14 protein-coding genes are annotated in these 19,453 nt (G+C 59.9%); 8 read left to right on the top strand and 6 right to left on the bottom strand.

All coding sequences use genetic code 11. The features are described 5' to 3' along the window. Positions 1–130: 130 nt before the first annotated feature. The 3 genes from glmS (at position 131) to FHT86_RS07240 (ending at position 4,569) form a co-directional block, all read left to right on the top strand. Positions 131–1,957: a glutamine--fructose-6-phosphate transaminase (isomerizing) gene (glmS, locus tag FHT86_RS07250; RefSeq protein ID WP_133706180.1), complete on the top strand. Its 1,827-nt coding sequence runs from the start codon at positions 131–133 to the stop codon at positions 1,955–1,957. A 179-nt stretch (positions 1,958–2,136) separates the two neighbouring features. After that, entirely contained in the window at positions 2,137–2,841 is a 705-nt protein-coding gene (locus FHT86_RS07245; RefSeq protein WP_133706179.1) for a DUF502 domain-containing protein, read from the top strand. Positions 2,842–3,090: 249 nt separating this feature from the next. After that, positions 3,091–4,569 (top strand): esterase-like activity of phytase family protein, encoded by a 1,479-nt coding sequence (locus FHT86_RS07240; RefSeq protein WP_133707104.1) that lies wholly within the window; start codon positions 3,091–3,093, stop codon positions 4,567–4,569. Between the two features lie 41 nt (positions 4,570–4,610). On the opposite strand, the gene recG is transcribed toward FHT86_RS07240, so the two are convergent. Beyond that, complete coding sequence (gene recG, locus FHT86_RS07235) at positions 4,611–6,716, bottom strand: ATP-dependent DNA helicase RecG (RefSeq protein ID WP_133706178.1); 2,106 nt, start codon at positions 6,714–6,716, stop codon at positions 4,611–4,613. A gap of 173 nt (positions 6,717–6,889) precedes the next feature. On the opposite strand from recG, the gene FHT86_RS07230 reads away from it, so the two are divergent. From FHT86_RS07230 to FHT86_RS07220, 3 genes are all read left to right on the top strand, one after another. Next, on the top strand, positions 6,890–7,204 hold the full coding sequence (locus FHT86_RS07230) for a succinate dehydrogenase assembly factor 2 (protein ID WP_133706177.1): 315 nt from the start codon (positions 6,890–6,892) through the stop codon (positions 7,202–7,204). Beyond that, positions 7,201–10,701, top strand: a complete 3,501-nt coding sequence (gene mfd, locus FHT86_RS07225; protein ID WP_133706176.1) for a transcription-repair coupling factor — start codon at positions 7,201–7,203, stop codon at positions 10,699–10,701. Before FHT86_RS07230 ends, mfd begins: the two co-directional genes overlap by 4 nt. A 78-nt stretch (positions 10,702–10,779) precedes the next feature. Then, positions 10,780–11,529 (top strand): dienelactone hydrolase family protein, encoded by a 750-nt coding sequence (locus tag FHT86_RS07220; RefSeq protein ID WP_133706175.1) that lies wholly within the window; start codon positions 10,780–10,782, stop codon positions 11,527–11,529. A gap of 52 nt (positions 11,530–11,581) precedes the next feature. Here the strand turns inward: FHT86_RS07220 and FHT86_RS07215 are convergent, their stop codons facing one another. Both FHT86_RS07215 and FHT86_RS07210 read right to left on the bottom strand, forming a co-directional pair. Continuing rightward, positions 11,582–12,253 carry a DsbA family oxidoreductase gene (locus FHT86_RS07215; RefSeq protein ID WP_133706174.1) on the bottom strand — a complete coding sequence of 224 codons (672 nt, stop codon included), beginning with the start codon at positions 12,251–12,253 and terminating at the stop codon, positions 11,582–11,584. A 111-nt stretch (positions 12,254–12,364) separates the two neighbouring features. After that, positions 12,365–14,176 (bottom strand): extracellular solute-binding protein, encoded by a 1,812-nt coding sequence (locus tag FHT86_RS07210; RefSeq protein ID WP_133706173.1) that lies wholly within the window; start codon positions 14,174–14,176, stop codon positions 12,365–12,367. Between the two features lie 266 nt (positions 14,177–14,442). On the opposite strand from FHT86_RS07210, the gene FHT86_RS07205 reads away from it, so the two are divergent. Continuing rightward, positions 14,443–15,102 (top strand): invasion associated locus B family protein, encoded by a 660-nt coding sequence (locus tag FHT86_RS07205; RefSeq protein WP_133706172.1) that lies wholly within the window; start codon positions 14,443–14,445, stop codon positions 15,100–15,102. A gap of 150 nt (positions 15,103–15,252) precedes the next feature. Here FHT86_RS07205 and hspQ read toward each other — a convergent pair whose 3' ends face one another. From hspQ to FHT86_RS07190, 3 genes are all read right to left on the bottom strand, one after another. Beyond that, entirely contained in the window at positions 15,253–15,582 is a 330-nt protein-coding gene (gene hspQ, locus FHT86_RS07200) for a heat shock protein HspQ (protein ID WP_133706171.1), read from the bottom strand. Between the two features lie 235 nt (positions 15,583–15,817). Beyond that, positions 15,818–17,227 (bottom strand): type I glutamate--ammonia ligase, encoded by a 1,410-nt coding sequence (gene glnA, locus FHT86_RS07195; protein WP_133706170.1) that lies wholly within the window; start codon positions 17,225–17,227, stop codon positions 15,818–15,820. Between the two features lie 62 nt (positions 17,228–17,289). Further along, positions 17,290–17,628, bottom strand: a complete 339-nt coding sequence (locus FHT86_RS07190; RefSeq protein ID WP_003539626.1) for a P-II family nitrogen regulator — start codon at positions 17,626–17,628, stop codon at positions 17,290–17,292. Positions 17,629–17,976: 348 nt separating this feature from the next. Between FHT86_RS07190 and FHT86_RS07185 the strand changes: the two genes are divergently transcribed. After that, complete coding sequence (locus FHT86_RS07185) at positions 17,977–19,452, top strand: NAD(P)H-hydrate dehydratase (protein WP_133707103.1); 1,476 nt, start codon at positions 17,977–17,979, stop codon at positions 19,450–19,452. Position 19,453: the final 1 nt, after the last annotated feature.

Here is a 19,453-nt window from a genome sequence, read left to right as displayed (position 1 = left end):
CGTCTTTGTGGCGTGCGGCGCGATAGGATCGCGTAACGGTTGGAAACCGAAAGTGACCATCGCAGCAATTGAGAAAACTGCTAGAATCAATAGGACTTGCTCCAATATTTTGGGCCTGACGGAGAAGTGTATGTGCGGCATTGTGGGGATTGTCGGAACGAAGCCTGTGGCGGGACGGTTGGTGGATGCTTTGCGGCGTCTCGAATATCGTGGCTACGATTCGGCTGGCGTTGCGACCATCCATGAAGGCGTCATGGACCGCCGCCGCGCCGAAGGGAAACTCTTCAATCTCGAAAAGCGTCTGGACATTGAGCCGTTACCCGGTGTGACCGGCATTGCTCACACCCGATGGGCGACACACGGCGTTCCTAACGAAACCAACGCCCATCCTCATTTCGTCGAAGGCGTCGCCGTCGTCCACAATGGCATCATCGAGAATTTCTCCGAATTGCGTGAGGAATTGAGGGCCGAAGGCAAGGTGTTCGCCACACAGACCGATACGGAAGTCGTGGCGCATCTCCTGGCGGGATATATCCGTCAGGGCCTCGATCCGCGAGCGGCGATGCTGAAGATGTTGAATCGGGTGACCGGTGCATATGCACTCGTCGTCATGTTCCAGAACGATCCCGATACGCTGATGGCAGCCCGCTCCGGCCCGCCGCTCGCCATCGGTTTTGGTGACGGCGAGATGTTCCTCGGTTCCGACGCCATCGCGCTGGCACCCTTCACCAATGAGATCACCTATCTTGTCGATGGCGATTGCGCGATCATCACTCGCGGCGGTGCCATCATCGTCGACTTCAAGGGCCAGGAGGTCAGCCGCCCTCGCCAGATTTCGCAGGCGACTGCCTATGTGGTCGACAAGGGCAATCATCGCCACTTTATGGAGAAGGAAATCTATGAGCAGCCGGAGGTGATCTCCCATGCGCTCAGCCAATATGTCGATTTTGTCAGTCATAGGGTGCGCCCGAATGCGTCGGCGATCGATTTCAACGCAGTATCCAGCTTGGCGATCTCAGCCTGCGGCACGGCTTATCTCGCCGGCCTGATCGGCAAATATTGGTTCGAGCGCTACGCCCGCCTGCCGGTGGAGATCGATGTCGCCTCCGAATTCCGCTATCGTGAGATGCCGCTATCGCCCTCGCAAGCCGCGCTGTTCATCTCGCAATCAGGGGAAACGGCCGATACGCTGGCGTCGCTGCGCTACTGCAGAGAGAACGGTCTGAAGATCGGTGCCGTCGTCAATGTCAAGGAGTCGACCATCGCGCGCGAATCCGATGCGGTGTTTCCGATCATGGCCGGCCCCGAAATCGGCGTTGCTTCGACCAAGGCCTTCACCTGCCAGCTTGCCGTTCTGGCGTCTTTGGCGATCGGCGCCGGCAAGGCGCGTGGCACGGTCAGTGCCGAGGATGAACAGGCGATGGTAGGCCACCTCGTCGAGATGCCGCGCATCATGGCCCGGGTGCTGAATATCATCCAGCCGCAGATGGAAAGCCTTGCCCGCGAGATCTCCAAATTCAACGATGTGCTTTATCTCGGCCGCGGCACCAGCTTCCCGCTGGCGATGGAAGGTGCGTTGAAGCTCAAGGAAATCTCCTACATCCACGCCGAAGGCTATGCCGCCGGCGAGCTGAAACATGGACCGATTGCGCTGATCGACGAGAACATGCCTGTAATCGTCATTGCGCCCTACGACCGCTTCTTCGACAAGACCGTCTCCAATATGCAGGAGGTGGCGGCGCGGGGCGGCCGCATCATCTTCATCACCGACGAGGCTGGGGCTGCTGCCTCGACCTTGCCGACCATGGCGACGATCACCCTGCCTGTTGTCGATGAAATCATCGCTCCGATGATCTTCTCGCTGCCGATCCAACTGCTCGCCTATCACACCGCTGTCTTCATGGGCACGGACGTCGATCAGCCGCGCAATCTAGCCAAGTCGGTGACGGTGGAATAGGCCGCATTCGCCTGCTCTTTTCCTAAAATAACGTCGTCGTGAACCGGGCTCTGATCCGGGCCGACGGCGTGACTGCCGGGTTGTGCGACGCGCTGATTTCTGGCACGTTTCATAGGGGAGATGGTGGGGAGAATTTGCCGGTTAGCGGTTGGCGACGGAACGGAGTTTTCGAACGGCGAATGACGGAAAAACCCATCAAAATATCTGTGGCAACGCGGATCAGAAACAATTTCCTGGCGGGCCTCATTATCTGTGCGCCGATCGCCATTACGCTCTGGCTCACCTGGTCGGTGGTCCACTGGGCCGATAGCTGGGTCAGGCCCTATATTCCGGCACGCTACGATCCCGAGAGCTATCTCAACTTCGCCGTTCCCGGCACCGGTCTGGTGATCGCGATGATCTTCATCACGGTCGTCGGTTTCCTCGCTAAAAACCTCATCGGTCAGAGCATCGTCCGCTTCGGCGAATCGATCGTCCAGCGCGTGCCGCTGGTGCGAACCATCTACAAGAGCGTGAAGCAGATTTTCGAAACAGTGCTGAAGGAACAGGGCACGTCTTTCAAGAAAGTCGGGCTAATTGAATATCCCAGCCCCGGCCTTTGGTCGATGGTGTTTATCTCGACCGACGCCAAGGGCGAAATCGCCTCGAAGTTCAATGCCATGGGACATGACATGGTAGCCGTTTTCCTGCCGCCGACACCGGTCCCAACGGCCGGTTTCCTGGTTTTCGTTCCGCGCGAAAAAATCACGATTCTGGACATGAGCCCGGAAGACGGTGCCAAGCTGCTGATTTCGGGCGGCCTGGTCTCGCCGGAATATCGTGAAAAGCTGATCGGCAAGGAACTGCCGCCGCCGTTGCCGGTGCCCGCAAAAACTTTGTCTTAGAACCACGCTTTTTCCGATGTCCTTGTGTATCGCCCACGCGTTTGGGGCGAGTTGTCATGTCCCTATCATGTTGCCGTCTTAGACCGTCTGCCGGAAGGGCAATCGGGCGCATCTCATCATCGAAGGTCTGGGACCAATAGAGCCGGACGCCATCGTTCGACGCGGCTTTGGGCCGGTTTGGAGGTGAATGCCATTCCAGCAAAAGAGCTTTTTCATCAGGAGGATATTGCCGTGAAAGACTTGCGTTCAATGACTTTGCCGCTGCTCTCTGCAGCGCTCGCTACTTTCGTTTTCGCTGCGCCGGTCGCAGCCTTTGCTGATAACTCCGTCACTGTCGGCAGTGTCACCCTGGTCAATAAGGGCCGCGTCGCAATCGGCCGCATTCCAGCCAATCAGCGCGACAAGTTCGGCGAAACCTTCGGCTCCGGCTCGGGCATGTCGATCGATACAAAAAGCTGGGTGCGCAATGCCGATGGTTCTTACAAGGGTTCGCTGTGGCTGCTGCCGGATCGCGGCTATAATGCTGTCGGCACAACCGACTATCGCCCGCGTCTCAACACCATCGATGTCCAGTTGACCCCAGCCGCTCCGGGCGCAACGCCGCCGGCCGGCAAGGAACAGTCTGGTGTCGACGCCAAGCTTGCTGACACCATGATGCTGACCGACAACAAGGGCGCTGACACGACCGGCCTCGACCCCGCTAACGGTGTTCGCAATCCGGCCGATGGTATGCCGCTGCTACCACAAGCGCCGAACGGCAAGATCGCGCTCGACAATGAAGCTATAGTCCGTCTGCCCGACGGCACGATGTTCATCAGCGACGAATACGGTCCCTATATCTACCGTTTCTCCGCGGATGGTCAGATGATGTCGGCCACCCAGCCACCGGACGCACTGCTGCCGATGCGCCACGGTGCCGTGAACTTTGCTTCCAACAATCCAGGCCCCGGCGAAACAGCTCCCGATCCGAAGGATCCGAGCAGCGGCCGCCAGAACAACCAAGGCCTCGAGGGTATGTCGATGACCCCGGACGGAAAGTTCCTGATCGCCGTGCTGCAGTCCGCCACGCGCCAAGACGGTGGCGATTCCGGTTCGACCCGGCAGAACACTCGCGCACTGGTTTATGATGCCGCCGATCTGGCGCATCTGAAGCTCGTGCATGAATATGTCGTGCCGCTGCCGGTCTTTAAGGACGACAAGGGTAAGACGATCGTTGCCGCCCAGAGCGAAATCGTAGCACTCTCGCCGCAATCGTTCCTGATGCTCGCTCGTGACAGCGGCAATGGTTATGGCCAGAAGGGCGAAAAGTCGCTCTACCGCAGCATCGACATCGTCGATGTCTCCGCTGCCACCGACATTCACGGCACAGCATTCGACGCCGACAAGCCAGTCGCTCCAAAGGGTGTCGTCGATGCTTCCGTGAAGCCGGCGACGGTGAGTCAGTTCATCGACATCAACGACAGCGCCGATCTCGCTCGCTTCGGTCTTCACAATGGTGCGCCGAACGATCGCAACAACCTTTCCGAAAAGTGGGAGGCCATGTCGCTCGCCAGCGTTCTCGATCCGAACCTGCCGAATGATTACTTCCTGTTCGTCGCCAACGACAACGACTTCCTGACCCAGGACGGCTTCCAGGTTGGCGCGGCCTACAAGGGCGATGGTGGAGCTGATGTCGACACCATGTTCCAGGTGTTCCAGGTCACGATCCCCGGCCTTTCGGCCAAGTAACGGCTTTGACTTGGATGGACGCGATTGCCGCGTCCATCCGCCTATCCTGCTCTCAGAAACCGGATCGCCTCGTCGCGGCGGAAGAGGTAGAGCAGGGTGCGCACCGCCATCCCGCGCTCGCTGGTCAGTTCCGGATCGCGATCGATCAGATAGGCGGCATCCTTGCGGGCGATCTCCAGGAGATCGGCGTGGGCCTCGAGGCTGGCGATGCGGAAGCCCGGTGTTCCGGATTGGCGGGTGCCGAGCAACTCGCCTTCACCACGCAGCTTCAGATCCTCCTCGGCAATGCGAAAACCATCCTCAGTGTCGCGCATGATCGATAGCCGTGCATGGCCGGTTTCACCGAGCGGGCCCTTGTAAAGCAGAATACAGGTAGACGCCTCGTCGCCGCGTCCGACGCGGCCACGCAACTGGTGCAATTGCGCGAGCCCGAAACGCTCGGCATGCTCGATCACCATGATCGTCGCATCCGGAACGTCGACGCCGACCTCGACGACAGTGGTGGCGACCAGCAGACGGATTTCGCCGTTCTTGAAGGCCATCATCACGGCATCCTTCTCCGGTCCGCTCATGCGGCCGTGGATGAGCCCGATCCCGGCTCCGAGTGCCTTGGTCAAGGTCGCATGCCGCTCCTCGACCGACATTAAATCCGATTCTTCGGATTCTTCCACAAGTGGACAAATCCAATAGGCTTTTTTGCCTTCGGAAAGTGCGCTTCCTAGTCGAGATACGATATCGCCGGTTCGTTCGCTCGGAATGGTGATCGTCTGGATCGGCTTGCGGCCGGCGGGCTTTTCCGTGAGCTTGGAAACGTCCATGTCGCCGAAGGCGGCAAGCACCAGCGTGCGCGGGATCGGCGTCGCGGTCATGACCAGCATATGCGGCGAGATGCCCTTCGCCGTCAGCCGCAGCCGCTGATGGACGCCGAAACGGTGCTGTTCGTCGACGACGGCCAGCATGAGATTGGCATAGGTCACGCTATCCTGGAACAGCGCATGCGTGCCGATCACGATCTGTGCCTCGCCCGAGGCGATGCGTTCGAGGATGGCGTCGCGTTCGCGGCCCTTGGTGCGGCCGGTCAGGACTTCGACGGAAAGATCGGCGCTGGCGGCGAATTTCGAGATCGTTGCATGATGTTGCCGCGCCAGGATTTCGGTCGGCGCCATCAGCACGGCCTGGCCGCCGCTTTCGATGACGGCCGCAATCGCCATCAGTGCCACCAACGTCTTGCCGGCACCGACGTCACCTTGCAGCAGCCGCAGCATACGCTCCGTGCCGGCCATGTCCTTCAAGATATCGGCGATGGCTTCGCTCTGACTGTTCGTCATGGAGAAGGGCAGGGATTCCAATATCTTCCGGCTGATTGATCCAGTGGGATTCACGGGCTGCCCCGCGACTTTGCGCAGGCGTTGGCGCACGAGCGACAGCGACAACTGCCCGGCTAGGAATTCGTCATAGGCAAGTCGGCGGCGGGCCGGCGTCTGCGAGTCGATATCGGCGGCATCGCGCGGCGCGTGCAGCATGTGAAAGCTGTCTGAGATCGATGGGAAGCCCTGCTTCTGAGTGAGCGCCACATCGTCCCATTCCGGCAACTCGGGCATGCGCGTCATCGCCGCTTCGATGGTCTTGCGTAGGAATTTTGGCGAGAGCCCGGCGGTCAGGGGATAGACCGGCTCGACCAGCGGCAGGTTCTCCGCCTCGCTTTCGCGCATGATATAGTCCGGATGCACCATCGACGGGCGACCGTTGAACCAGTCGACCTTGCCGCTGACAGTCACCATCTCATCGATCGGCAGTTGCTTTTCCAGCCATTGCGCCTTGCCGCGGAAGAACACCAGGCCGAGCTCACCGGTCTCGTCATGCATGAAGACGCGGTAGGGCACGTTGCTGCGTGCGTTCGGCGGCGGCTGGTGGCGGTCGACGCGGCCGGTGATGGTGACGATTGCCCCCTGCGGCGCCCGCGCAATGCCCGGCTGCTCGCGTCGGTCGATGATGGAATGCGGCGCATGAAAGAGCAGATCAATGACGCGGCAATCGTCGATGGTCTCCCGATCGAGCAACTTCACCAGCAGCTCGGCAGCCTTCGGCCCGACGCCTGACAGCGAAGAGATGGAGGCAAACAGCGGATCGAGGATGGCGGGACGCATGGCCGGCAAAATGCGACGGGGAGGGTAGGCTTGGCAAGGCCTGACAGTCGCGGAGGCTTTCACAAGGTGCACACTCCCCGGAAAATTGCATGTCAGGTGCTTTTTTCCGAAAAACCGGTTCCCACCTTTCAAGGCTGGTTTTATAGAGACGCATCAACATAAAGGTGTTTTTGATGACTGGGCTGACACTCAGCAGTGCCGATCTCGATCCCCGCCGCCGGCGCATTCTGTTTCGCTGTTGGCACCGCGGTATCCGCGAGATGGATCTTGTGTTCGGTCAGTTCGCCGACAACGAATTGCCTGGGCTTACCGAGGCCGAACTTGATGAATTCGAGCGCATCATGGCCGAGGAGGACAATGATCTTCTCAGGTGGATCCTCGGTAGCCAGCCGACGCCACAACATCTGCAGACTCCGCTCTTTGAACGCCTGACGTCCTATAAGCCCGATTTCGAAGAGATCGCCGAAAGGTTCGGACTAACCAAATGATCCCTGGTTTCGATGCGAAGAAACTGATCGCGGCAAGCGAGCCGCTGACGGTCGGCCATGTTCCCGCCGGCCTGGAGCCTTTTTTGCTGGCCGAGCTGGCGAAGACGGGCCAACCCGTTGCCTATGTCATGTCCGATGGCCAGCATATGGCTGATGTCGAACAGATGCTCGGCTTCATCGCGCCCGACATTCCGGTATTGACGCTGCCTGCTTGGGACTGCCTTCCCTATGACCGCGTTTCGCCGAGTTCCGACACTTCGGCCCGCCGTCTGGCGGCGCTCTCTGGTCTGATTGCCCATCATCATAAGCCTCATCCGGCAATCGTCTTGGTGACGGTCAACGCCATGCTGCAGAAGGTTGCCCCGCAGGACGTGATAGAAAGCCTCGCCTTTTCCGCTCGGCCGGGCAATCAGGTACGCATGGATGACATTGCAAGCCGCCTGGAGCGCAATGGTTTCGATCGCGTGGCGACGGTGCGCGAAGTCGGCGAGTATGCCGTACGTGGCGGCATTCTCGATGTCTTTGTTCCAGGCACGGAAGAGCCCGTACGCCTCGATTTCTTCGGCGATACCCTGGAAAGCATCCGCAGCTTCGATCCCGCCAGCCAGCGCACCATCGGCCAGATACGTTCCCTCGACCTCAACCCGATGAGTGAGGTGACGCTGACGCCGGATACGATCAGCCGCTTTCGTAAGAACTATCTCTCCGCTTTCGGCGCGGCGACGCGTGACGACGCACTTTATGTCGCCGTCTCCGAAGGCCGTCGCTATGCCGGCATGGAACACTGGCTGCCGCTGTTCTATGAAAAGCTGGAAACGGTTTTCGACTATCTCGAGGGCTTCCGTCTCGTCACTGACCATACGGTGCGCGAAGCCGCCGAGGAGCGCTCTAAACTCGTTTTCGACTATTACGACGCCCGCCTGAACTCCGGGCAGGCGGCCAAGGGTCAGATGGCGCAGGGCACGCCCTACAAGCCGGTAACGCCAGGCCAGCTCTATCTCGATGGCGGCACCTTCGCGAAGGTGCTCGATGCCCTCGATGCCATACGCATTTCGCCTTTTAATGAGCATGAGGGCGAGGGCCGCCGCGTGGTTAGCGTCGATGCCCGTCAAGGGCCGCGTTGGGCGCGATCGTCGACCGATGGCGCTGACAACGAACGTGTCAACGTCTTTGATGCTGTGGTCAAACACATCGCCGACCGTCGCGCTGCCGGCGGCAAGGTCTTGATATCAGCCTGGACGGAAGGCTCGCTCGATCGTCTGTTACAGGTTCTGGCCGAACACGGGCTTGCCCGCGTCAAGACGATTGAGGCCTTCAAGGACCTCAGCACTCTGGCGAAGGGCGAAGCGGCCGCGGCCGTGCTCAGCCTGGAGGCTGGCTTCGAGGCCGGCGATCTCGTCGTGATCGGCGAGCAGGATATTCTCGGCGATCGCATGGTGCGCCGCTCCAAGCGCCGCAAACGGGCTGCCGATTTCATCTCCGAGGTCGCCGGTCTCGACGAGGGTTCGATCGTCGTCCACACCGAACACGGCATCGGTCGTTTCGTTGGTCTTAGAACCATTGAGGCCGCCGGCGCACCGCATGCCTGCCTCGAGCTGTGGTATGCCGACGACGCCAAGCTGTTCCTGCCGGTCGAAAACATCGATCTGCTGTCTCGTTACGGCGGCGAGGGCACCGAGGCGCAGCTCGACAAGCTCGGCGGCGGCGCCTGGCAGATGCGCAAGGCCAAGCTCAAGAAGCGCCTGCTGGACATGGCCGGAGCGCTGATCCGCGTGGCTGCCGAACGCTTGACGCGGCATGCGCCGGTATTGACCGCGCCGGACGGGCTCTATGACGAGTTTGCTGCCCGCTTCCCCTATGACGAGACCGAAGATCAGATGAACGCCATCGACGCGGTGCGCGACGATCTCGGCGCCGGCCGGCCCATGGATCGCCTCGTCTGCGGCGACGTCGGTTTCGGCAAGACCGAGGTGGCGTTGCGCGCGGCCTTCGTTGCCGCCATGAACGGCGCGCAGGTCGCCATCGTCGTACCGACGACGCTGCTTTCTCGCCAGCATTTCAAGACTTTCTCAGAGCGCTTCCGCGGCCTGCCGATCCGTATACAGCAGGCCTCGCGCCTCGTCGGCGCCAAGGATCTGGCGCTGACCAAAAAGGAAGTGGCAGAAGGCAAGACCGACATCGTTGTCGGCACGCATGCGCTGCTCGGCGCCGGTATCAAATTCGCCAATCTCGGGCTGCTGGTCATCGACGAAGAGCAGCACTTCGGCGTCAAGCACAAGGAGCGGCTTAAGGAGCTGAAGAGCGACGTGCACGTGCTGACGCTGTCGGCAACGCCGATCCCGCGCACGCTGCAGCTCGCCATGACCGGCGTGCGCGAACTGTCGCTGATCACCACGCCTCCGGTCGATCGCATGGCGGTCCGCACCTTCATTTCGCCTTTCGATTCGCTCGTCATCCGCGAGACACTGATGCGCGAGCATTATCGCGGCGGCCAGAGCTTCTATGTCTGCCCGCGCCTTGCCGATCTCGCCGATATTCACGCTTTCCTGCAATCGGACGTACCGGAGCTGAAGGTCGCTGTCGCCCATGGCCAGATGCCGGCCGGCGAGCTCGAAGACATCATGAACGCCTTCTACGAAGGCCGCTATGACGTGCTGCTGTCGACCACGATCGTCGAATCAGGTCTGGACGTGCCGACGGCCAATACGCTGATCGTGCATCGCGCCGACATGTTCGGCCTGGCGCAGCTCTATCAGCTCCGCGGCCGCGTCGGGCGCTCCAAGGTCCGTGCCTTCGCGCTGTTTACCCTACCGGTCAACAAGGTGCTGACGACAACGGCCGAGCGCCGCCTCAAGGTGCTGCAATCGCTCGATACGCTCGGCGCCGGCTTCCAGCTCGCAAGCCACGACCTCGATATCCGCGGCGCCGGCAATCTGCTCGGCGAGGAACAGTCCGGCCATATCAAGGAAGTCGGTTTCGAACTGTACCAGCAGATGCTCGAAGAGGCAGTCGCCGAGGTCAAGGGCGTCGACGAAATCCAGGATACCGGCTGGTCGCCGCAGATTTCCGTTGGTACGCCGGTTATGATCCCGGACGACTATGTGCCGGATCTGCATCTGCGCATGGCGCTCTATCGTCGCCTGGGTGAGATCACCGAAATCAAGGAAATCGATAGTTTCGGTGCCGAAATGATCGACCGCTTCGGCTCAATGCCCATCGAAGTGCAGCATCTTCTCAAGATCGTCTATATCAAGTCGCTCTGCCGCGTCGCCAACGTCGAGAAACTGGATGCCGGCCCGAAGGGCGTCGTCGTGCAATTCCGCAACAAGGAATTCCCGAACCCGGCCAACCTTGTCGGCTATATCGCCAAGCAAGGCACGATGGCGAAGATTCGCCCTGACCATAGTGTCTTCCTGACGCGTGATTTGCCGACGCCGGAAAAGCGGCTGCAGGGGGCGGCTGTGGTCATGACGCAGTTGGCGGAACTGGCGAAGTAAGGGGAAGGGCACCGGGCCAACCGGGACCACCGATGCGGATATCGAGGATATCGGCGATGCTGAAATCAAAGGCTCTTCATGCGCGCAGTCCTTTCCATCATTTTCACGTTCCTCTCGCTGGCTCCATCCGCAAGCGCCCAGGCGGCCGGTCGCCAACTGTTCACGGTGCAGACGTCAGGCGGCTCGGTTGCAGTTGAGAGCTTTGGGAATGACGTGAATGGACCGCGTCCGGCGGTAATTATCTTGAGCGGCAGCAGGGGCTTCGGTTCACCCGCCTATGACGAGATCGGCAAGACCTTCGAAGCGGCCGGTCTGGATGCCTATCTCGTTCACGCGCTTTCGCCGGCCGATCTTAAGGCCATCGCGAGCGCCGGCAGTGCCCATGCACGCATCGCGTACTACGCTACGCGGCAATCGGACTGGATCGCAGCGGTTCGAGGCGTCGTTTCCTATCTCAGTGCTCCTCCTCGCCATGCCGGCAAGGTGGCTGTGCTCGGTATATCGCTAGGCGCGCAGATTGCTTCCGCTGCATCGGCCAATAGAGCGGACATAGGTGCTCTGGTGTTGGTCGACGGCGGCTTCCCGGACGGCTATTTGCAGCCTGTGCATTCGCTGCCGCCGTTGCTTCTGATCTGGGGTCGCGAGGACCAGACCTTTCCTCTGTCAGGCGGACGAAAACTGCGCCAGATGGCGCAGGATCTGGGTGGCCCGGCGAGCCTGGACGTCTATGAAGGCGCGCACGGTTTCTTTCTGAAGTCGGGAACGCCGCAAAGCGGCGCAGCCCACAAGAGCGCTGCCAGCTTCTTTCTGTCGCAATTGTCGAAGTAGCCGCCTTACGCGGGCAGCATTTTCAAAAGCATGTTCCAGGCCGTGTCAGTTATCAGTTCATCCCAGCCCGCGCCTCGGCCTTCAGCTTGGCGATATCGCGCAGCGCTCCTGCCAGCACGTCCGGCGTCTGGGCGCCGCTGACGGCGTATTGCTGGTCGAAGATGAAGAAGGGCACACCGGTGACGCCGATCTTCTGCGCCGCGTCGATCTCACCGATCACTAGGTCGCGGTCCGCATCGGAGGCGAGCAGCGTTGCGATGACGGAGCGGTCGAGGCCGGCCTTTTCGGCGATATCCAGCAGGACTGCGTGGTCGCCGATATTGCGGCCTTCCTCGAAGTTGGCCTTGAACAGGGCGTTGACCACCTTCTCCTGCTTCTCGCGGTCCTCGGTCCCCGCCCATTGGATGAGGCGATGCGCATCGAGCGTGTTCGGGCCGATCTTGATCGCGCCGAAATCGAAGTTGATGCCGATTTCGCGGCCGAGGTCGCTCAGCATCTTGTGTGCCTGGGCGACGCGCTCCTCGCCGCCGAGCTTTTGCGCCAGCGCCTTCTTTTGGTCGACGCCCTCAGGCGGATAGTCGGGATTGAGGCGATAGGGCCGCCAGTTGATATCGACGCCCACCTCGTCCTGCACTTCGGCAATTGCTAGCTCCAAGCGGGCTTTGCCGAGATAGCACCACGGACAAACGACGTCCGAGACAATATCGATCGTGATGCGTTCCATGGCGAGGTCCTTCCGCTTTATCTGGTTTCAAAAACCCATCTAAGCTTTTGGGCCGATGGCTTCAACCGGTTACCGAAAGGGAACCTCGCGACATTTCGCGGCCAAGGCGTTTTATTGTACCGAGGAGTCCCACCAAACGGGCAACTGATAGCCGTAGAGCGGCAGGACATCGGGATGAGCGATGCGGCTGCGCCGCGCCACCCATTGCTGATCGATATGGTAGAGCGGCACGAGATAGTAGCCAGAGATCAGCATGCGGTCGAAAGAGCGCACGGCGTCGCGGAAATCCTCGGCCGAGTGAGCGGTCAGGAAATGCGAGATCAACGTATCGACATCGGGATCGGCGACGCCGGCAAAATTGAAGCTGCCTTCGGTCTTGGCGGCCACCGAACCCCAGCGCCCGAGCTGTTCGGTGCCCGGCGATAGCGACGAGGGATAGGACTTGATGATCATGTCATAGTCGTAGCTGATCGTCCGGCGCTGATATTGCGAATCATCGACCGTGCGGATCGTCACCGCGATGCCGAGCAGCGCCAGAGAACGGCGATAGGCGATAGCGATGCGCTCCTGGTCGGCATTCTGCGTCATGATCTCGAAGCTGAGTTGACGCCCGGCGCTGTCGACCATCTTTTCGCCCTGGATCGTGTAGCCGCCTTCCTTCAGCAGACCCACAGCCTTGCGCAGGATAGCGCGGTCGCGGCCGGAACCGTCGCTGACGGGCAGCTTGTAGGTGCCGTCAAGCACATCGCGATCGATGCGATCCTTGATCTGGCCGAGCATGGCGAGTTCATGCGCATCCGCGGGCACGCCGAACGACGAGAGATCGGAGTTTTGCCAGTAGCTTTCCGTGCGCGTGTAGGCATCCGAGGAGAGGTTACGGTTCACCCATTCGAAGTCGAAGGCGAGCGCCAGGCCCTGTCGGACCTTTTTGTTGGCAAAGATCGGCCGGCGCGTGTTGAAGACGAAACCGAGCATGCCGCTCGGCAATTTCGGCGTGAAAACGTCCTTGATGACGGCGCCGGAGGTCACGGCCGGGAAATCATAGGCCTGCTGCCAATGGCCCGGGCTGCCGTCCGAATAGACGTCGACATCGCCTTTCTTGAAGGCTTCGAACAGTGTCGTGTCCTGCAGGAAATAGTTGACGGCGATCTCGTCATAATTATCGACGCCGACCTTGGAGGGGATATCCTTGCCCCAATAGTCGGGATTGCGTTCGAAAACGATGCGTTGGCCGGGGTCGATACTCTTGACCCTGTAGGGGCCGGAACCGATCGGGATGCTGAGTGTGGTCCGGTCAAAGCTATCAGGATCGATCGCGTGTTTCGGCAGGATCGGCAGCGACGACGCGATGATCAGAGGTGTTTCGCGGTTGGCCTTGTCGTTGAAATGGATCAGAACGCTATGGTCGCCGACTTTTTCGATTTTGCCGATCGTATCGAGCCAGGACGAAAATGGTACGCGGCCCTTATCGCGCAGCAACTGAAAGGTGAAAATCACATCGTCTGGAGTCACCGGCTGCCCGTCCGACCACTTGGCGTTCGGATTGAGGTTGAACTGGAGATAGCTGCGGCTCTCGTCCCACTCGACCGTCTGAGCCAGCAATCCGTACAGTGTGAAGGGTTCGTCACGCGAGCGCTGCATCAGCGGCTCGTAGACGAGATTGCCAAATTCCGGGTCCCACATGCCGCGCGCTGTCGTGCGCATGCTTTTCAGAATGAAAGGATTGAGATTGTCGAAGGTGCCGACGACACCATAGCTGACATGGCCGCCCTTTTTGACGTTCGGATTGACGTAAGGGAAATGGGTATAGTCCGACGGTAAGGCAGGATCTCCATGCATTGCGATACCAAAAAGCGGCTGGGCGGCCGCCGCACTGCAGAATGCTGAGAAGAACAGGAAAATAGCGATCCGGAGCGCTTGCATGGCATCCTTTCCGGTAAGGGGCATGATTCTGCGGAACCTTATCATGAGAGTGCCGAATCCAACACGCGCCTAGGGGAATTCTTGGGTCTTGACAGAAAAGGCCAAAGAAAAGCTGGATATCCGCGCCGGTGCGATGTAACAGGGATGCCGGGTTTCTCGGGTCATGCATTTGCCTTAATCTTTCGACAGGTGGACGGCGGTTTGACCCGATTGGCACGGGGCGGCAGGCTGTCGCACCGCATCGGATTTCAGGAGGCGCTTTCGCTATGATGTTCAAGACTGACAACAAAATGCGGGCAGGACTCTCTGCTCTGGCTCTCATGATCGGCGCAGCGCTTCCGGCGGCTGCTTTCGCTCAGGATGCCTCAGACGCAGCTCCCGCTGACGGTGGTGGCGACGCCAGCCAACCGCGCCTCGGCTGGTACAAGACCTGCACCAAACAGGACGACGCCGATATCTGCATCGTTCAGAACCTGATCATGGCCAACAACGGCCAGCTAGTGACCGCGGTCGGCCTCATCTCGATCGACGGCAAGGTCAACCGCAAGATCCTGCAGATTTCCGTTCCGACCGCACGTCTGATCGCTCCGGGCATCACCATGCAGGTCGATGGCGGCAAGGGCCAGAAGATCGATTACGCAGTCTGCCTGCCGGACAAGTGCACTGCCGAAGTGCCGCTGACCGACGCCATGATCGCGGCCTTGAAGAAGGGCACCGACGTGACCTTCACCTCGATCAACTTCCGTCGCGCTCCGAACCCGATCAAGATCTCACTCGATGGTTTCGGCGCGGCCTATGACGGCGCAGCGATCTCCGACTCGAAGCTCGCCGAAAGCCAGAAGAGCCTGCAGGACAGCATGCAGAAAAAGGCTGAGGAAGCCCGCAAGAAGCTGGAAGACGCTCAGAAGGCCGCGAAGCAGCAGTAAGCTGCGGCGCTTTCAGGATTTCACAAAAAGCCCGGCTGTGCGCCGGGCTTTTTTGTTATGGCTGTATGTCCAGAAACACGAAAGGCCAGAAACACGAAAGGGAAGACGTTGGGGCGTCTTCCCTTCGAAAAACCTGCGCGGAATTAACGCTTAGTGGGCGAAGCTCATCTTGGGCTTGAACTCGCCTGTAGGCGCCTTGTCGAATATCTGAGCGATCTGCGGGTTACGAAGCGGGACGCCGCTCTCGTCGCTGATCAGGTTCTGCTCGGATACGTATGCGACATATTCAGTCTCGTCGTTTTCGGCGAGAAGGTGATAGAAGGGCTGGTCCTTGCTGGGCCGCACTTCCGCCGGAATGGAATTCCACCATTCTTCGGTATTGGCGAACTCCGGGTCGACGTCGAAGATGACACCGCGGAATGGAAACATCCGGTGCCGAACCACTTCGCCGATATTAAATTTTGCGTTGCGTTGTTTCATGGCGCGACTTCCTTTCAAGCAATCATGTGGTGAGTTTCACCGCCGATATCAAGGATTTTGCCCCCATTCCTTCATGTAACCGTCACATTCGCTCAACGTTAATAGCCTTTTATAGTTCGGTTGTGCGATGCACGAAATGTGACTCTCAGCAAGGCAGACGTGAGGGAGACCTATCTCCTTCATGCTTGCCCAGTATGAAAAAGCCCCGGCGAAACCGGGGCTTTCACCTCGGTTCTTATGCCGAGTAGTACATATCGTATTCGACCGGATGCGGGGTCATTTCGAAACGCATGACTTCCTGCATCTTCAGTTCGATGAACGCATCGATCTGGTCGTCGTCGAAGACACCGCCGGCGGTCAGGAACTTGCGGTCCTTGTCGAGGGTCTCGAGCGCTTCGCGCAACGAACCGCAGACCGTCGGGATCTTCTTCAGCTCCTTCGGCGGCAGGTCGTACAGGTCCTTGTCCATGGCCTTGCCCGGATGGATCTTGTTCTTGATGCCGTCGAGGCCGGCCATCAGCATGGCGGCGAAGGCGAGATAGGGATTTGCGGTCGGGTCAGGGAAGCGGACTTCGACGCGCTTTGCCTTCGGGTTGGAGCCGAACGGGATACGGCAGGAAGCCGAACGGTTGCGAGCCGAATAGGCGAGCAGAACCGGAGCTTCATAGCCTGGAACCAGACGCTTGTAGGAGTTCGTCGACGGGTTGGTGAAGGCGTTGATGGCCTTGGCGTGCTTGATGATGCCGCCGATGTAGTAGAGGCAGCTCTCGGAAAGACCCGCATATTCGTCGCCCGCGAAGGTCGGCTTGCCGCCCTTCCAGATCGACTGGTGGACGTGCATGCCCGAGCCGTTATCGCCGAAGATCGGCTTCGGCATGAAGGTCGCCGTCTTGCCGTAGGCATTGGCGACCTGGTGCACGACGTACTTGTAGATCTGCATCTTGTCGGCGTTGCGGACCAGCGTGTCGAACTTGATGCCAAGCTCGTGCTGGGCTGCAGCGACTTCGTGGTGATGCTTTTCGACGACGACGCCCATTTCGGTGAGCACCGTCAGCATTTCCGAACGCATGTCCTGGGCGCTGTCGACCGGAGGAACCGGGAAGTAACCGCCCTTGACACGCGGACGGTGACCGAGGTTGCCGGTTTCATAGTCGGTGTCGTCGTTGGACGGCAGTTCGCTGGAATCGAGCTTGAAGCCGGTGTTGTACGGATCAGCCTTGTACTTGACGTCGTCGAAGACGAAGAATTCAGCTTCCGGACCGAAGAAGGCGGTGTCGCCGATGCCGGATGCCTTGAGATAGGCTTCAGCCTTCTTGGCGGTGCCGCGCGGGTCGCGGTTGTAGGCTTCGCCCGAGATCGGGTCGAGAATGTCACAGAGGATGACCATGGTGGACTGCGCGAAGAACGGGTCCATGTGAACCGTATCGGTGTCGGGCATCAGCACCATGTCGGATTCGTTGATGGCCTTCCAACCCGCAATCGAGGAGCCGTCGAACATGACGCCATCGGCGAACATGTCTTCATCGACGCAGGCGATGTCCATCGTGACATGCTGCAGCTTGCCCTTGGGATCCGTGAACCGCAGGTCAACGAACTTGACGTCGTTATCCTTGATTTGTTTGAGAATTTCGCTTGCGGTCGTCATTAAAATTTCTTCCCTTGACTTAGATGACGATTATGAGCCGGAGCCGGAAAAGGCCGGGCGGGTTAGATGGCGTCTATACCTGTTTCGCCAGTGCGGATTCGAATGACCTCTTCCACATTGGAGACGAAAATCTTTCCGTCGCCGATACGGCCAGTTTGCGCAGCCTTGCGAATTGCGTCGATCACCGCTTCCGCATTCTCGTCCGCCAATACGACTTCGACCTTCACCTTAGGCAGGAAGTCAACGACGTATTCAGCACCACGGTAGAGCTCCGTGTGGCCTTTCTGACGACCGAAGCCCTTCGCTTCCGTGACAGTGATGCCCTGTAGGCCGACTTCTTGAAGGGCTTCCTTCACTTCGTCGAGCTTGAAAGGCTTAATGATCGCTTCGATCTTTTTCATGAGAAAATGTCTCTCCGCTTCTCCCGTTACAGCAGGACTACTCCCGCTTGGCCAACCTGATGCACGTATCATGCCAGTTCATAGCGGCCTGCCGTAAAAATCTCGGCGAATTGACGCCGAGATCTCGGATTGATGAGGATTTTTCGGGAAAATGAAAGCGATTTCGCATGGAAATGGGGTGAGGTAAGCAAAATTTTGCAAAAAAGTGCTGTATTCCTCACAATCGTGCCGCGGCAGGACCTGGACTCAGTGTGAGCAATTTTTGTGCAAATGCGTTACGATTGAGCAAATTGCGCTGCAGAATGGCGGTTGTTTTTCAGGCAGGTTTCGCATTCAATAATGTCTGTCATGATGTCACCGCTCGCCGATCTGCTTCTTTCGCCCGATGATATGGCTGCCGTCGATCGGGCCGCCGCCGCGTCGGGTATTGATTCCTACGGTCTTATGGAAAAGGCAGGCCAGGCGGTGGCCGCGAGCGCCCTTCGGCATTTCCCCGAGGCCTTGCGATTTGTCGTGCTCTGCGGTCCCGGCAACAATGGCGGCGACGGTTATGTCGCAGCGCGTGCCCTGCAGCAAAGCGGGGCAGAGGTCCGGCTCTTTCATCTCGGCGATCCCAAAACGCTGAAAGGCGATGCCGCCCGTGCCTTTGAAGATTGTCAGATCCTTGGAGAGGCTCTGGCGCACTATTCGCCACAGCCGGGAGACATCGTGATCGACGCTATTTTCGGCGCGGGCCTCTCTCGCCCCGTTCCCGATGAAGTCGAGACGATCATCGCAGCGATTACGAAGGCCGGTCTTCCCGTCATCGCCGTCGACTTGCCCTCCGGCCTTGACGGTCGCAGCGGCCAGGTGCTCGGCGCCGCTTTCCGAGCCGCGCGCACCGTCACGTTCATGACCCGAAAGCCTGGTCACCTGCTGATGCCGGGCCGGGACCTTTGTGGCATGCTGGAGGTTTTCGACATCGGCATTCCCGCGCGCATTGTTCGCGCGCACGCAAACGGCATGGTCGCGGAAAACACACCGGCGCAATGGCAGGCGGACTTGCCTGCGACCGCAACGGACACCCACAAATACAAGCGTGGTCACCTGGTGGTCTTTTCCGGTGGAGCGACTGCGACGGGCGCGGCGCGTATGTCGGCGATGGCGGGGCTGAAGACGGGAGCAGGGCTCGTCACCATCGCCTCGCCGGAACAGGCGCTGGCTGTCAATGCGGGGATGCTGACGGCGATCATGCTACGCGCGGTCGATGACGAGGCTGTGTTGCGCGCCTGGCTCGCCGACCAGCGCCTTTCGACCTTCGTCCTCGGCCCCGGCTTCGGCGCGGGTGAGAAGGCCCGACAATTCGTCCTGGCTCTCAGCGGCCGCCATCTGGTGCTCGATGCCGACGGCATCACTTCGTTTCGCGATGAACCGCAACGCCTGTTCGATGCTTTCGCAGATGGTCCGACGCGCCTGGTGTTGACGCCGCATGAGGGCGAGTTCGCCCGCCTATTTCCCGATATCGCCGCCGATAATGCATTGAGCAAGGTCGAGAAGGCGAGGGCGGCGGCGGCGCGCGCTCACGCCGCCATTATTTATAAAGGCGCCGATAGCGTCATTGCCGCACCCGATGGCCGGGCGCTGATAAACGCCAATGCCCCGTCATGGCTTGCCACGGCCGGCTCCGGCGACGTGCTCGCCGGCATCATCGGTGGACTTCTGGCGCAAGGGGCGCCTGCTTTCGAAGCTGCGGCAGCCGGTGTCTGGCTGCATGGCGCGGCCGGGCAACGTGCAGGAAAAGGGCTGACGGCCGAAGACCTCGTCGCCCACGTGACACCCTTCTGAG

The sequence above is a fragment of the Rhizobium sp. BK313 genome (assembly GCF_014193655.1).
Lineage (GTDB): Bacteria > Pseudomonadota > Alphaproteobacteria > Rhizobiales > Rhizobiaceae > Rhizobium.
This window is presented reverse-complemented; position numbering and strand designations above follow the sequence as displayed.

Bases quoted from the DNA above. Each gene is read 5' to 3' on its own strand.
- FHT86_RS07215 (WP_133706174.1), bottom strand. From the start codon at position 12,253: ATGGAACGCATCACGATCGATATTGTCTCGGACGTCGTTTGTCCGTGG.
- FHT86_RS07220 (WP_133706175.1), top strand. From the start codon at position 10,780: ATGCGCGCAGTCCTTTCCATCATTTTCACGTTCCTCTCGCTGGCTCCA.
- FHT86_RS07245 (WP_133706179.1), top strand. From the start codon at position 2,137: ATGACGGAAAAACCCATCAAAATATCTGTGGCAACGCGGATCAGAAAC.
- FHT86_RS07190 (WP_003539626.1), bottom strand. From the start codon at position 17,628: ATGAAAAAGATCGAAGCGATCATTAAGCCTTTCAAGCTCGACGAAGTG.
- FHT86_RS07230 (WP_133706177.1), top strand. From the start codon at position 6,890: ATGACTGGGCTGACACTCAGCAGTGCCGATCTCGATCCCCGCCGCCGG.
- recG (WP_133706178.1), bottom strand. From the start codon at position 6,716: ATGCGTCCCGCCATCCTCGATCCGCTGTTTGCCTCCATCTCTTCGCTG.
- mfd (WP_133706176.1), top strand. From the start codon at position 7,201: ATGATCCCTGGTTTCGATGCGAAGAAACTGATCGCGGCAAGCGAGCCG.
- FHT86_RS07210 (WP_133706173.1), bottom strand. From the start codon at position 14,176: ATGCAAGCGCTCCGGATCGCTATTTTCCTGTTCTTCTCAGCATTCTGC.
- glnA (WP_133706170.1), bottom strand. From the start codon at position 17,227: ATGACGACCGCAAGCGAAATTCTCAAACAAATCAAGGATAACGACGTC.
- FHT86_RS07240 (WP_133707104.1), top strand. From the start codon at position 3,091: ATGACTTTGCCGCTGCTCTCTGCAGCGCTCGCTACTTTCGTTTTCGCT.
- hspQ (WP_133706171.1), bottom strand. From the start codon at position 15,582: ATGAAACAACGCAACGCAAAATTTAATATCGGCGAAGTGGTTCGGCAC.
- FHT86_RS07185 (WP_133707103.1), top strand. From the start codon at position 17,977: ATGATGTCACCGCTCGCCGATCTGCTTCTTTCGCCCGATGATATGGCT.
- glmS (WP_133706180.1), top strand. From the start codon at position 131: ATGTGCGGCATTGTGGGGATTGTCGGAACGAAGCCTGTGGCGGGACGG.
- FHT86_RS07205 (WP_133706172.1), top strand. From the start codon at position 14,443: ATGATGTTCAAGACTGACAACAAAATGCGGGCAGGACTCTCTGCTCTG.